Annotated in this window: 13 protein-coding genes and 1 tRNA gene; 10 read left to right on the top strand and 4 right to left on the bottom strand. The window is 61.7% G+C overall.

Going from position 1 to position 13990, the window contains the following annotated elements; all coding sequences use genetic code 11:
- Position 1 precedes the first annotated feature (1 nt).
- The 4 genes from V1286_RS27410 to V1286_RS27395 all read left to right on the top strand — a co-directional run bounded on the left by V1286_RS27410 (position 2) and on the right by V1286_RS27395 (position 4328).
- Entirely contained in the window at positions 2-808 is an 807-nt protein-coding gene (locus tag V1286_RS27410; protein WP_334484893.1) for an inositol monophosphatase family protein, read from the top strand.
- On the top strand, positions 805-1752 hold the full coding sequence (locus V1286_RS27405) for a sugar-binding transcriptional regulator (RefSeq protein ID WP_334484891.1): 948 nt from the start codon (positions 805-807) through the stop codon (positions 1750-1752). Before V1286_RS27410 ends, V1286_RS27405 begins: the two co-directional genes overlap by 4 nt.
- Positions 1749-3206, top strand: a complete 1458-nt coding sequence (xylB, locus tag V1286_RS27400; protein WP_334484889.1) for a xylulokinase — start codon at positions 1749-1751, stop codon at positions 3204-3206. The genes V1286_RS27405 and xylB overlap by 4 nt, the downstream gene beginning before the upstream one ends.
- Before the next feature lie 105 nt (positions 3207-3311).
- Positions 3312-4328, top strand: a complete 1017-nt coding sequence (locus tag V1286_RS27395; RefSeq protein WP_334484887.1) for a zinc-dependent alcohol dehydrogenase — start codon at positions 3312-3314, stop codon at positions 4326-4328.
- Positions 4329-5003: 675 nt separating this feature from the next.
- Here V1286_RS27395 and V1286_RS27390 read toward each other — a convergent pair.
- Positions 5004-5882: a LysR substrate-binding domain-containing protein gene (locus V1286_RS27390; RefSeq protein WP_334367532.1), complete on the bottom strand. Its 879-nt coding sequence runs from the start codon at positions 5880-5882 to the stop codon at positions 5004-5006.
- Positions 5883-6018: 136 nt separating this feature from the next.
- Here V1286_RS27390 and psrA point away from each other — a divergent pair, with 136 nt between their 5' ends.
- From psrA to phnY, 6 genes are all read left to right on the top strand, one after another.
- Positions 6019-7110 carry an iron-containing alcohol dehydrogenase PsrA gene (gene psrA, locus V1286_RS27385; protein ID WP_334484885.1) on the top strand — a complete coding sequence of 364 codons (1092 nt, stop codon included), beginning with the start codon at positions 6019-6021 and terminating at the stop codon, positions 7108-7110.
- Positions 7111-7192: 82 nt separating this feature from the next.
- Positions 7193-8068 (top strand): phosphonate ABC transporter substrate-binding protein, encoded by an 876-nt coding sequence (gene phnD, locus V1286_RS27380; RefSeq protein WP_334484883.1) that lies wholly within the window; start codon positions 7193-7195, stop codon positions 8066-8068.
- Positions 8069-8119: 51 nt separating this feature from the next.
- The gene (gene phnC / locus V1286_RS27375; protein WP_334484881.1) at positions 8120-8941 is read left to right on the top strand and encodes a phosphonate ABC transporter ATP-binding protein; all 822 of its coding nucleotides are present in this window, start codon (positions 8120-8122) and stop codon (positions 8939-8941) included.
- A gap of 13 nt (positions 8942-8954) precedes the next feature.
- Complete coding sequence (phnE, locus tag V1286_RS27370) at positions 8955-9752, top strand: phosphonate ABC transporter, permease protein PhnE (RefSeq protein WP_334373389.1); 798 nt, start codon at positions 8955-8957, stop codon at positions 9750-9752.
- Positions 9753-9867: 115 nt separating this feature from the next.
- Positions 9868-11112: a phosphonoacetate hydrolase gene (gene phnA / locus V1286_RS27365; RefSeq protein ID WP_334484879.1), complete on the top strand. Its 1245-nt coding sequence runs from the start codon at positions 9868-9870 to the stop codon at positions 11110-11112.
- Between the two features lie 11 nt (positions 11113-11123).
- Positions 11124-12575 (top strand): phosphonoacetaldehyde dehydrogenase, encoded by a 1452-nt coding sequence (gene phnY, locus V1286_RS27360; RefSeq protein ID WP_334484877.1) that lies wholly within the window; start codon positions 11124-11126, stop codon positions 12573-12575.
- Positions 12576-12645: 70 nt separating this feature from the next.
- Here phnY and V1286_RS27355 read toward each other — a convergent pair whose 3' ends face one another.
- The 3 genes from V1286_RS27355 to V1286_RS27345 all read right to left on the bottom strand — a co-directional run bounded on the left by V1286_RS27355 (position 12646) and on the right by V1286_RS27345 (position 13944).
- On the bottom strand, positions 12646-12954 hold the full coding sequence (locus V1286_RS27355) for a hypothetical protein (RefSeq protein ID WP_334484875.1): 309 nt from the start codon (positions 12952-12954) through the stop codon (positions 12646-12648).
- Positions 12925-12992 (bottom strand) — tRNA-OTHER (locus tag V1286_RS27350). Before V1286_RS27350 ends, V1286_RS27355 begins: the two co-directional genes overlap by 30 nt.
- Positions 12993-13311: 319 nt before the next feature.
- Positions 13312-13944, bottom strand: coding sequence for a LysE family translocator (locus tag V1286_RS27345; RefSeq protein WP_334484873.1), 633 nt, complete (start codon positions 13942-13944; stop codon positions 13312-13314).
- Between the last annotated feature and the right edge of the window lie 46 nt (positions 13945-13990).

The following is a 13990-nucleotide window of genomic DNA, read 5'->3' as shown; positions in this document are numbered from 1 at the left end:
GATGCCGATGTCTGCTGAGAAGGATTTAATGGCGCTGATGCGCGGCGCCGAGCCGGTGGTAGCAGAGGCGGCCGCGACGCTGGTTGCAATGCAGCGCGCGCCGCTTGCGACAGCGCGCAAGGAACTGCGTGACATCGTTACGGATGCCGATCTCGCCGCGGAGAGGATCGTGATCGATGGGCTAAGAGCACTGACACCGGGGGCGGCGATCCTGTCGGAGGAGAGGGGTTTTAGCGGTGGCGCAAGCCCGTCGCGCTGGATCATCGATCCGCTCGACGGTACCGTGAATTACGCTGTCGGTCTGCCGTGGTTCTCGGTCAGCGCCGCCTATCATGATGGCGGCGAATCGTTGGTCGGCCTGATCGAGTCGCCGCTGGCCGATATCCGCGGCCGCTACGTGCGGGGCGCGCTGGCGACGGTGAATGGCGAGCCGGTGCGGGTGTCGCACACGCGCGCGCTTGCAGACGCGGTGGTGTCGGTGATCCTGACCTCGCATTACCAGCCCGACGAAGTCCGGACGGCCGCGGCCATTATCGAGCGGCTTGGCTCGGCGGTGCGCGGTGTCCGCATCGTCGTCTCGGGCGCGCTCGAAATGACATGGATTGCGGCCGGCCGGCTCGATGCCTTTGTGTCGATCAAGGCCGATCTTGTCTCGCATGCCGCCGCGATGCCGCTGGTGCGCGCAGCGGGCGGACGCGTGACCACGGTCGCCGGCGCCGATTCGCAGTTTGACGATTTGGAAAAGATCGCCTCAAATGGTCACATCCATGACGAGCTTCTGAGGCTGCTGCAGGAGATTACACATTGAGTGACCAGACCATCCTGCGGGTCGCCTGGCTCTACTACATGGAGAACCTGACCCAGGCCGAGATCGGCGAGCGGCTCGGACTGACGCGCGCGCGGGTCAACCGCATGCTCTCGGAGGCGCGCCACAGTGGCATCGTCAGTATCCGGCTCAATTCGACGTTCGCAAGCTGCACTGAGCTTGAGCATCAGTTGCGGCAGCAATGCGGGCTCGACGATGCGGTGGTGATCCCGAGCCCGGAAAACCCCGAACTGGTGGCGAGCCTGATCGGAATGGCGGCGGGGGCCTACCTGTCGAAATTCCTGGAAGAGAAGAAGCCGCGCACCATCGGCATCGGCTGGGGCGCGACCTTGCGCGAAACCATCCGTCACGTCACACCTGCGGAGTATCCCGACCTCTGGATCGTCTCGATGATGGGCGGGCTCTCGCGCGGGCTCGAACTCAATACTTTCGAGATCGCGGGCGAGCTGGCGCGCCGGCTGCATGCCAAATGTAGTTACCTGGCGGCACCGATCTATGCCAGCAGCCGGCGCTCGCGCGACACCTTCATGGCCCAGGAAGTCTATGCGGAGGTCTTGGACCGCGTCGACCGGATCGATCTCGCGCTGCTCAGCATGGGGGATCTCTCGCCGCGCTCGCTCTTGGTGCGCCACGGACTTCCTCCCGACGTCGGCATCGAGGATCTGCGCGGTGCCGGCGCCGTCGGCGACGTGCTCGGACAGTACCTCGACCAGTCGGGCCGGCAGATCAGCCACGGCATCAACGCGCGCGCCATCGCGTTGCCGATCGAAAAGCTCGCGCGGGCGCCGACCGTAATGTTGATTGCCGGCGGGACCAACAAGGCGCCGATCATTGCGGCGGCCCTGCAGGGGCGGATCGGCAAGGTGCTGGTGACGGATGAAAAGGCCGCGGCCGGCGCATTCAAGCTGATCGGCAAGCGGCGGTGAGCTTGTATCTCGGGCTCGACATCGGGACCTCCGCCGTCAAGGCGATCATCGTAGACGCCGAGGACCGAGAGCAGGCGAGCGCCGAGGCGCCGCTCTCGATCGATCGTCTGCGACCGCTATGGTCGGAGCAGCATCCCGACGCGTGGTGGACGGCGGCGGCTGCCGTTCTCGATCGTCTCGCCGCCGACCATCCGAAGCTGATGTCCGGTATCGCAGCGATCGGCCTGTCGGGTCAAATGCTCGGTGTCGCGCTGGTCGACGCTTCCGGCCGGCCAATCCGGCCAGCGCCATTGTGGAATGACGGGCGGGCGGCGGCCGAATGCGCCGAGCTCGACTCCAGGCTCCCCGATTTCGCCGAACTCGCCGGTGCCCGGCCGATGCCCGGCTTTTCCGCGCCGAAGATCCTGTGGCTGGCGCGCCATGAGCCGGATGCGATCCGCCGCACGCGCCGGATCCTGCTGCCCAAGGATTATGTACGGCTCTGCCTCACTGGCGACGCCGTATCCGATCGTGCCGACGCCTCTGCGACGCTGTTGATGGATACGCGGGCCGGCGTGTGGTCGCCGCGGCTTGCCGAAGCGTGCGGGATCGCGACCGATGTCCTGCCAGAGCTAGTCGAGAGCGGCATGATTGGTGGCACGCTGCGGCCGGAGCTGGCGCAGCGCTTCGGGTTGCGGGTGCATCTTCCGGTCGCCGGCGGCGCGGGCGACAACATGGCGGGTGCGGTCGGCGCCGGCGTGGTTCGGGCCGGCAACGCCTTCATCAGCCTTGGCACGTCAGGCGTCTATTTCGTCGCCAATGATCGCTTCGTGCCGGCCCGAGGCCAAGGCATGCACACCCACCGGCACGCCGTGCCTGGTCTGTTCGGCCAGCACGGATGCGTGTTGAGCGCTGCAAGCGCGCTGACATGGATCGCTTGTATCCTCGGCGTCGCGTCGATCGAGCGGTTCCTCGCCGAGATCGAGGCCGCGAATTTTTCGCCGGCGGAGATCCCGGTGTTCTCGCCCTATCTCAGCGGCGAACGAACCCCGCATGACGATCCGCTTGCCAGCGCTACGCTGTCGAACCTGCGCGCCGCGGCAGGCCCGCTTCATATCGGCCGCGCTGTATTGGAAGGCGTCGCCTTTGCGATGGCCGACTGCCACGACGCGCTCACGGAAGCCGGCGCGCCCATTGAAACGATCGCGCTAATCGGCGGCGGAGCGCGCAGCCGTTTCTGGGGACGGATCATCGCCACGGTGATCGATCGCCCCTTGCAGTTGCCGCCACTCGCCCCGCTCGGGCCGGCGCTCGGCGCCGCGCGTTTGGCGCGGCAAGCCAGCGGTGGCGCGTTGACTGGGGAGGCGGAGAGGAACGCCACGATCACACTCGAGCCGGACGCGCCATCCCGCGCCGGCCTGCAGGAACGGCGGGCGATCTACCGGCAGCACTATGCAAAAATGCGAGGTTCCTGAGCCTTCGGCGGCTGGTAGAACATTTGTAATTGTGAAAGGACATATGTATGGTGCCGACGGTTGCCCGTCGTGGTGCCAACGACATGCAGGGATCAAGGCTTGGACATGCGCGCAGCGGTTCTTCACGACATTCGCGACATCCGCGTCACTGACATTCCGGCGCCGACGCCGGCGGCGGACGAGGTGATTGTGCGGGTCAAGGCCGTCGGCGTGTGCGGCAGCGACTTGCATTCCTATCTCGAAGGCGGCACCACCGGCCCGACCCGGATCAATCCGTTTGTGCTCGGCCATGAATTCTCGGGCACGTTGACCCCCGACACCGCGCGACGGGCAGGGTTGCCGGCGGATGCGCTGATGGCGGTGGACCCCGCGATTTCCTGCGGCCGCTGCGAATGGTGCCACCGCGGCCACACCAACCTGTGCCCGAACGTGCGCTTCCTGGGCTACGCGCCGAACGACGGCGCGATGGCCGAGTTCGTCTGCGTGCCGAAGTCCGCCGTGCATATCGTGCCCGACAGTATCGATCCGGCCGCTGCCGCTATCCTGGAGACGCTCGGAGTTGCGATCCACGCCATGGACCTGGCGCGCCCGCGGCTGATGGAAACGGTTGCGGTGCTCGGCTGCGGGCCGGTAGGTTTGCTGCTGGTGCAACTGGCGCGGTTGGCCGGTGCCGGCAAGATCGTCGCGATCGACCCGGTCGATGAACGCACGGCGCTGGCCTGCGATCTCGGCGCCGACGTTGCTTGCCGCAGCCAGGAAGAGGTCGCGAGGGCGACCGACGGCCGCGGCGCCGACCTCGTGGTCGAGGCGACCGACTCCTCGCACGGTTTCGAGCACGCGGCGCGCAGTGCCCGTATCGGCGGCCGCGTCGTCATCGTCGGCATTCCGGAAAACAATCAATACGTCCTGAGCGGCGCCGAATCGCGTCGCAAAGGCCTGTCGATCAAATTTTCGCGTCGCATGCCGGAGGTCTATCCGCGAGCAATCGCATTAACGCAGAGCGGCCGGGTCAGGCTTGCACCCTTGGCCACGCATCGCTTCTCGCTCGACCAGGCGCCGCTGGCATTTGAGCAACAGGTCGCGCGCCGCGATGGGATTATCAAGGCGATCATCTATCCATAGACGGCGGCGTTTCGCTTACGACCAGGGAGTACCCAAAGGAGAGCCGTTCTCTGCAAAACTCCCTCTTCCACAGAGTTTGGCCCGGACACCGGTGCGAAGACTGCTATCGAGCAAGCGGACACTTGCGAAACGTAGTCATCGCGGTGTTTCGCCTTTTTTGCGATGAAGCCACCAAATCTACGATCAAGTGGAGACATCGTAGCCAGATCACTCGCGCACCGGTAGTTTGTCGACTGCTGAAGTACGTCGAGGAGCAATGAAGATAGGCGTTTCTGGTGCGGTGCCTCAGAGGGGGCGAAATGAAACCTGCCAAGTGAATTGATTTTTGGTGGGCCCGGCAGGACTCGAACCTGCAACCAGACCGTTATGAGCGGGAGGACAATGGTCGGCTTCGTTGATTCTTCTACATTTTCGTTCGAGTTCGGTTGCGTTCGCTGCGGTTTGTTCAAATCGTTTCTGGTGCGAGACTGGTGCGGTCCGCAGTCCCGCCTCGGATGTGTGAATCTTGGAGTGGGCGAACAATGCGTGGTGTAGGAAGCCTTCGCCATCGCGCGAGAGACGCAAGTCGCCTGCGCAAGCCAAGCCTCTTCTGTTTCTGAGCCAAAGCGGTCATTGCTCGGCCAATAGTGCTCTCCAGGCAATTACTCCCGCTCAACCCAATTACCTCTAACGACGCTACTTTGTATTGGAAACCTTTGTCTTACGCACGACTTCGAGAAACGCGCGGATGATCCGGCTGGTTTCGCGTTTCCGCAAGATCACAACATGCGCATAGGTGAAGATTCCCGCATTACTGATTGGGATGAGGCGCAGAGAAGAGTCTGGAACGAACTCGGCTTCGGAGACGTAGCTTATGCCCAACCCGCGAATGACGGCTTCGCGGATCGCCTCGCGGCTTCCGATCTCCATGACGATGCGCGGCTTGATCTTTGCCTTAGCGAGCGCTTGCTCGAACGCGCGTCGCGTCGTAGAGCCGGTCTCACGGATAATTAGTGGTTCGCCTTCGAGTTCGGAGATCTTGACGCTCTTCTGCTTCGCCAGCGGATGATCGGTGCGCACAAAGACGCCGACTGGATGGCGTCTATATGGAAGAGTGAGAAGACGATCGTCCTCATCAATGTGCGCTAGCACCGCGATGTCGCTCTTGTAGTCAAGAAGATCATCGAGGACCTCGTGCGAGTTGCCGAGCTTCACGGCGAGTTCGATCCCCGGATAGGCGCGATTGAAGGCCGCAAGCATCTCGGTGACGTGATAGGGGCCGACCGCGCCAATCGAAAGCCGACCGGTCTTGAGCTCGCGCGACTGCTCCAGGAATGCGACCGCTTCTTCTTCCTCGGCAAACAGGCGCGACGTAATCGCCAGTAGTTGCCGTCCCGTGTCGGTCAACTCGCGGCGGCGGCCCTTCTTGATGAAGAGCTCGACGCCGTACTCCTCCTCCAGCGCGCCGACCTGGGCTGTCAGCGTCGGCTGCGTGATGTGAACTGCATCCGACGCGGCATTGAAGCCGCCTGCAGTCGCCACAGCATGGAAGGAGCGAATCTGGGTATATCGCATAGAACAAATCTATCTATTTCTCTGAAAAAATCAATTTGTCGATGTAACAGCGTTCAGCAATGGTCCGGACCACAACGAGCGCTCACGAGAAGCGCGGAAGTAGCAGCGCTTCAGGCGCGATCAAGGGTGGAATGTTATGCGGTGGGCCTACTGGAATCCCGTAAAAGTTCGCTTCGGCGCAGGGACATTCGATGAAGTCGGAGGTCTGATTGGCAAGCGCCGCTATGCCCTCGTGACCTATAATCAATCGATTTTCAACGATCTGGCGGCGCGCCTTACAAAGGTCGCGGGCGAGCCGGTTGCCGTCATCGACAATATCGAGACCAACCCGGACTGCGCCGATCTGGTGAATTCCTGCCGTGTCTTCGGCGCTGCAACGCAAGCGCCTGAAGTCATCGTTGCCCTCGGTGGCGGCTCGATGATGGATGCCGCCAAGGTGCTGGCTGCAAGCAAGGGCGACTTCGAGAATGTCCGCCGCCATCTTACCGAGAAGGCCCCGCTGGACATGTCGGCGATCGTGCCGATCATTGCGGTGCCGACTACTTCCGGAACAGGCAGCGAAGTCACCCATTGGGCAACCGTGTGGGATTCGGCCAACGGCAGCAAGTATTCGCTGGCGCATCCGTTGCTCTATCCCGAAGCCGCCGTGCTCGATCCGCAGCTTATCCTTGGGGCGCCGCGAGGGCTGACCCTGGCGACCGGTCTCGACTCCCTGTCACATGCGCTCGAGAGCATCTGGAACGTCAACGCCAACTCGGTCTCGGCCGGCTTCGCGGTCGAGGCCGCGCGCGAGATCATCGAAACGCTGCCGCGCCTGCTCGACAATCTCGGCGATATCGATCTGCGCACCCGTCAGGCGCGCGGCAGCCTGCTCGCCGGCTTCGCTTTCTCGCAGACCAAGACGGCTTTGGCCCACAACATCTCCTACGACATCACGCTGAAGATCGGACTGATCCACGGCATCGCCTGTTCGTTCTCGCTGCCGATCGTGATGGGGTGGGCAATAGGCAACAGCCCCGACTGCGACGCCGCACTGCGCCGCATCTTTGGCCCGGACCTCAGCGAAGGTGTCCGCAAGCTGCGGTCTTTCCTCGAGGGGATCGGTGTCAAGACTGATCCTGCCACCTACGGCGTTTCGCCGGCGGAATGGACACGCCTGGTCGAGAAGGCGCTGGAAGGCGAGCGCGGCAGGAATTTCATTGGAAGGCAGACGGTCAAGGCAGCGTAGTGAAACAGACCTAAAGGCGAACGCGCCCATCACAAACCACCGGCAATGGTCAAAAAGACCAACGGAATCACAGGAGGAAAACATGAACATCACGCGTCGGAAAATGCTCGTCGGGTCCGTTGCTGCGGCCGGCGCCTTGGTCGCCATGCCGAATGTGTTGCGTGCAGAGGGGGTGATCCGCGTCGGTCTCATTCCATCAGAAGATTCTCGCGCGATGCTGGCGTCGAGCCAGCAGCTGCTCGATGCGCTCGAAAAGAATCTCGGCATGAAGGTGCAGGGGTTCGTTGCCGCCGACTACAACGGCGTCATCGAGGCGATGCGCGCCGGTCATATCGAGGTGGCCTATCTCGGCCCGTTCTCCTATGTGCTCGGCGCCTCCGTGGCCAACATCGAGGCGTTTGCTACCGCCGAGACACAAAAGTCCGGACGTACTTTCTATCACAGCCAGATCATCACACGGAAAGACAGTGGCATCAAGGACATCAACGATCTGAAGGGCAGGACCTTCGCGTTCGTCGATCCGTCTTCGACTTCCGGCCATCTCTTCCCCAAGGCCGGCCTGCTCAAGCTCGGAATCGACCCGGAGAAGTTCTTCGGCCGCGTTCTTTTCACCGGCTCGCACGATGCCAACGCACTGGCGGTCGCCAACAAGCGTGTCGACGCGGCCACCATCGCTGACCGCATCTTCGACGCCGCAGTGCAGAAGAATCTCGTCAAGCGCGAGGACATCCACGTCGTGTGGAGTTCTGACCCGATCCCGGAATCGCCGACGGTGTGGCGCAAGAATCTGACACCGGAACTGAAGGCAAAGATCAAGACCGCGTTCTTGAACATCAAGGACATCACCTGGGCCGACCAGGGCAAGCTCAACCGCTTCGTCGAAACCAACGATGCGGCCTACGATGTGATTCGGGATACCGCAAAGGCGCTCAATCTCGATCTGAAAAAGATGAAATGAGCCCGCTGCGCTGACCCGCCGTAACCAACCCTCCGGCATAGGACTGCTCAGATGATCAAGATCGCAGGTTTGAAGAAATCTTACGGTGGGAAGCCGGTGCTCCAGGGCATCGACCTCGAAGTCAAGTCAGGCGAATTCCTCGTCGTGCTGGGGCCGAGCGGCGCCGGAAAATCCACCATGCTCCGTTGCATCAACGGCCTCACGCCGCCGGACGCCGGCCAGATCGTCATCGACGGCACGATCTTTGACTCCAAACGCGCGGCCGGCGGACGCTTGCGCCCGGTCGCGATGATCTTCCAGCACCACAACCTGGTAAAGCGGCTCACCGTACTCAAGAACATCCTGGTCGGTCGCATGGCCGGGATGTCGTCGATCCTCTCGGCGCTTCAAATCTTCCCGACGAAGGACGTCGAGATCGCAATGGAATGTCTTCAGCGCGTCGAGCTGACACACAAGGCAATGGCGCGCGCCGACCAGCTCTCCGGCGGCGAGCAGCAGCGCATCGGCATTGCCCGTGCGCTGGCCCAACGCCCGGCGGTCATCTTGTGCGACGAGCCGGTGGCCAGCCTCGACCCGAAAACCTCGCGTGTCGTGCTCGCCTATCTCAAGGCGATCTGCAAGGAAGAAGGCATCGCCGTCATCTGCAATCTGCATCAGGTCGACTACGCAGTCGAATTTGGCGAGCGCATCGTTGGTCTCTCGGGCGGCAAAGTGGTGTTCGACGATACGCCGGACCACCTCACTGTCGACGTCGTGCACCAGATCTATCCGGGATTAGAAGATCCGGGCGTCGCCCGCGTGTTGCGGCCGAATGCCGGCCCACGCCTTGTGTCGAATTCGCTCGATCCCATCGCCCTTGCGGCATCCGCCTGAGCAGGAGACGACCATGTCCAGCTACCAACTCGTTCTTCGTCCGCCTCAGGGCCGCTTCGGCTGGTGGGGCACCGGCGTCCTCGGTCTGGTGATCGTGGGCTTCCTCTATTGGGCTGCAGTCGGATCGCAGATCAACGCGGCCAATCTCTGGAACGGCATCCCTTATATGTGGGACTTTCTGGTCCGCATGATGCCGCCGAATCCGGAGTTCATTGAGAAGCTCTGGCGGCCCGCGCTGGAAAGCCTGCAGGTCGCGATTTGGGGAACGTTGCTCGGCGTGGCGATCTCGCTGCCGATCAGCTTTTTTGCGGCTCGCAACCTTTCACCGCATCCGGCGATTTATCACTTCACCCGCCAAGTGCTGAACTGCATGCGCGGCATCAACGAGATTATCCTGGCGCTGATCTTCGTCGCCGCCATCGGCCTCGGCCCGTTCGCCGGCGTGCTCGCTCTCGCCATCCACGGCGCGGGTATGCTCGGCAAGTTCTTTGCCGAAGCCATGGAAGACATCGACGAAGGTCCGCTCGAAGCGTTCCGCTCGGCGGCCGCCGGCCCGTTCAAGACCTTCTTCTTCGGCGTGCTGCCGCAAGTGCTGCCGGCCTGGCTCGGTACCATCTTCTACCGTCTCGAGACCAACGTGCGCCAATCCACCGTGCTCGGCATGGTCGGCGCGGGCGGCATCGGTTTCGAACTCGTGTCCTCGATGAAGCTGTTCCAATATCAGGACACGGCGACCTGCATCCTGGTCATCCTTGCGATGGTGTTGGTCACCGACCTCCTTTCCTCCCGCGTCCGCTCGATGATCCGCTGACGCAACTCGGCCGGCACCGAACATTGCCGGCCACTTTATCCGCCTCTCGGTATTGCCGGGAAAAAGGTACCCCTTAGAGCGTCACCGCGTGGCGCAACACTGGAAAGGATGAGCCATGCTCACACGTACTCCCGCTTCCGTGACGACGAATGGCCGCAGCTATCGCGTCCCCAATACCCCGACCGTCGTCATTTGTATCGACGGTTCCGAGCCCGGCTATATCGAGCGCGCTATCGAGAAGGGACTCTGCCCCAACCTCGAACGGATACTGAAGACCGGCACAAACACGCTCGCGCTGTCGGTGATCCCGAGTTTCACAAACCCGAACAACCTGTCGATCATCACCGGCCGACCGCCGGCCGTGCACGGCATCGCCGGCAACTTCTTCTATGACCGCGAGGCAAAGCAGGAAGTAATGATGAACGACGCCCGCTTCCTGCGCGCACCCACGATCCTCGCCGAGTTCCAGAAGGCCGGCAGCAAGGTCGCCATGGTGACCGCGAAGGACAAGTTGCGCACGCTGCTGGGGAAGGGCCTCGACTTCCAAAAGGGGACCGCCATCGCGTTCTCGTCGGAGAAGGCCGACAAGGCCAACATGGCCGAAAACGGCATCGAAAACGTGCTCGAATTCGTCGGCATGAAATTGCCGGAAGTCTATTCGGCCGATCTGTCGGAGTTCGTCTTCGCGGCCGGCGTCAAGCTGCTAAAGACCTTCCGGCCGGACGTGATGTATCTTTCGACCACGGACTACGTGCAGCACAAGGCGGCGCCGGGTTCTGCGATCGCCGACAGCTTCTACAAGATGTTCGACCGCTACGTCGGAGAGCTCGATGCGCTGGGCTGCGTGCTGGTGATGACCGCCGATCACGGCATGAACGACAAACATCTGGCAAACGGCGAGCCGGACGTCATCTACCTGCAGGAGATCCTTGACGGGAAATTCGGTGCCGGGATGACGCGCGTGATTCTGCCGATCACAGACCCGTACGTCGCGCATCATGGTGCGCTCGGCTCCTTCGCGACTGTCTACGTCGATAACGACAAGCGGCAAGCCGTGCTCGATCACATCAAGACTATCGCGGGGGTCGAGGTTGCGATCCCGGCGGAAGAGGCGTGCAAGCGGTTCGAGCTTCCGGCCGACCGTATTGGCGACGTCGTCGTGCTGTCGTCGAAACACAAGGTGCTCGGCACCTCCGCCGCCAAGCACGATCTGTCGGGACTAACTGAGCCGCTGCGTTCGCACGGCGGTCTCACGGAGCAGACCGTGCCGATGATCGCGAATCGAAAGATCGTGGTTCCTGCCGGCCGTACGCTCCGCAATTTCGACGTCTTCGACGTCGCGTTGAATCTCGTAGCCTGAGGATCGATGCCATGAACGTGCCTTTCAGTTACGCGGCAAAGCGAGAGGCGTTGCGCATTGCCGGCAAACACGTCACGACCGACGATGTGATCGAGGTCCGCAATCCCTACGACGGGTCGCTCGTCGGCACCGTGCCGGCAGCGCGCCCTGAACACGTGCGCGAAGCGTTTGGCAAGGCGAAAGCGTTCAAGCCAAAACTGTCGCGCTTCGAGCGTCAGCAAATTCTGCAGAAGGCTGCTGAACTGCTGCGCGGTCGGCGCGCATCCTTCGCGCGTATCATATCCGCGGAGTCCGGCCTCTGCTGGAAGGACGCGATCTACGAGTCGACGCGCGCCTACGACGTCTGGTCGTTCGCCGCACAACTCGCGGTCAAGGACGACGGCGAGTCCTATGCCTGCGACATCTCGCCGAACGGCAAGGCGCGCCGTATCCACACGCTGCGGACCCCGTTGCTGGGCGTCATCTCGGCGATCACGCCATTCAATCATCCGCTCAACATGGTGAGCCACAAGCTCGCGCCTGCGATCGCAACGAACAACCGGGTCGTTCTCAAACCGACTGAGCTGACTCCGCTGACCGCACTCGCACTCGCGGACGTGCTCTACGAAGCGGGACTGCCGCCTGAGATGCTCTCCGTGGTCACGGGTAATCCGTCCACGATGGGTGATGCGATGATCACGGATCCGGACGCAGACCTGGTTACTTTCACGGGCTCCGTTCGGGTCGGCAAGCACATCGCCCGCACCGCAGGCTACAAGCGTATCGTGCTCGAACTCGGCGGCAACGATCCGCTGATCGTCATGGAGGACGCCGACCTCGACAAGGCGGCCGAGCTGGCCGTGCAGGGCGCGACGAAGAATTCGGGCCAGCGCTGCACAGCGGTGAAGCGCATTCTCGTCGTCGAGAAGATCGCCGATGAATTCTCGAAATGCGTGCTCGAAAAGGCCAGGAAGCTGAAATGCGGCGACCCGGCCGATCCGGAAACCGATGTTGGCACGGTCATCAATGAACGATCCGCTGTTCTGTTCGAGAACCGTGTCAATGACGCGGTGACGAAGGGCGCCGAGCTGCTTCACGGCAACGATCGCCGGGGCGCCCTCTATGCCCCAACCGTCGTCGACCGCGTGCCGTACGATTGCGAACTCGTGCATGAGGAGACGTTTGGACCAGTGATCCCGATGATTCGCTGTCCGAACGACATCGCAGAGGTGATCCGCATTTCCAATTCGACAGCCTACGGGCTGTCTTCCGGAGTTTGCACAAATCGCCTCGATTACATTACGCGCTTCATCAACGAACTTGAGGTCGGCACCGTGAACGTGTGGGAGGTGCCGGGCTATCGCACCGAGATGTCGCCGTTCGGCGGCATCAAGGACTCCGGGCAGGGCTACAAGGAGGGAGTTGTGGAGGCCATGAAAGGGTTCACCAACGTCCGGACGTACTCGCTGCCCTGGCAGGGTTAAGTTGTTGCTGAGCCGCTCATGCTTTTTTGAGAGACTTGGCTCAACCCCGATTGAAGGAGGTCGGGGCAATTCAGTTGTGGGTAAGGATTTTTGCCTGCAATCGCGCCGAAGAGCCCGTTGTCGGGCAGGCCCATGGGCGTTTTTCAAATTGCGCGATCATTGAATAGTGCCCCTGATTTGCCCGACGTGTCAAAATGTTCTCGCGGGATTGCAAGCATCCATGCCAGCGACCATTGCTACTTTGCATGGGGTTGTTTTCGATATTTTGGTTGGGACCGCGAACCACGTCGGCCTTGCGGCTGTCTTTCCCGTTGATGATCGCAGGATGGCTTGCCGAGCCGTAGAAGGCTGGTGGGCCCGGCAGGACTCGAACCTGCAACCAGACCGTTATGAGCGTTCCAACCGCACAGAACGCCCTTGCTTTATAAGGGTTTTTTCTCTCGAGTATTTTCGATCTTCTGCTTCGTTCCCGGTCATGCGGGACCCAACCGGGACCCTGAGAGAAGCAGTAGAACAAAGGAGAACAGCTGATTCCGTCATTTGTGATCAACCCGCCATGCATATACGTTGCCGCCAATGCTCTGAATCTACTTCCGTCTTCGGCGGCATAGCGGACATGGCTGGACTTTTTTGCCGCGACCAGATCGCGAATGACCCGGAACGGATGTTTCATTTCAGAAAGCTGTCTTTCGTTCCAGATGCCGGGCCCGAAGCGGGTAATCCTTCCGGTCAATGTTCAGGCGTGACGGCGGCTGAACAACAAGAGGCCACCCATCGTTGCGAATAGCCCTCCTGTTACCTTATTGATCCAACGCATGTGGCATTTGGACCGTAGGAAGGGGGCGACCGCGGAGACGCCGAAGGCACACATCGCCAGCACGCTGAACTCGCATGCGATGAATGTGAGGGCGAGGACCGAATATTGGGGTGCGAACGGTTCGATTGGGTTTAAGAACTGCGGGAAGAACGCGGTGAAGAACAGGATGGCCTTGGGATTGCTAGACCCTACCAAGAGGCCTCTGACATAGTGTGCGCGCAAGCATCGGCCAGTGTCCGTCGCGGCTCTCTTGATATCGATAGCTTCAGCGTTGTTGCAGAACGTCCTGATGCCAAGCCAAATGAGATAGATAGCCCCGATCACCTTGACCACGGTGAAGGCAAGCTCTGATGCCGCGAGCAATGCACCGAGGCCCAGTGCTGAAAGCGTCATGACGCCGAGGACAGCGCCGATGCTGCCGATCGCAGCTGCGAGGGCGCTTGACTTGCCTTCGTTCAGAGCAGTCGTCATGCACATGAGCATGGTTGGGCCGGGTGACAGCACCAACACGGCAACGGCGGCTAGGTATAGCGAGTAGGTCGTCAGGCTCATTGTTCGAATCCATATGCATAGTGAGTATAAGCGACACCATATCGGA

The organism is Bradyrhizobium algeriense, from assembly GCF_036924595.1.
GTDB classification, from domain to species: domain Bacteria; phylum Pseudomonadota; class Alphaproteobacteria; order Rhizobiales; family Xanthobacteraceae; genus Bradyrhizobium; species Bradyrhizobium algeriense.
Note: the sequence above shows the minus strand (reverse complement) of the source record. Positions and strands in the feature narration are given on the sequence as shown.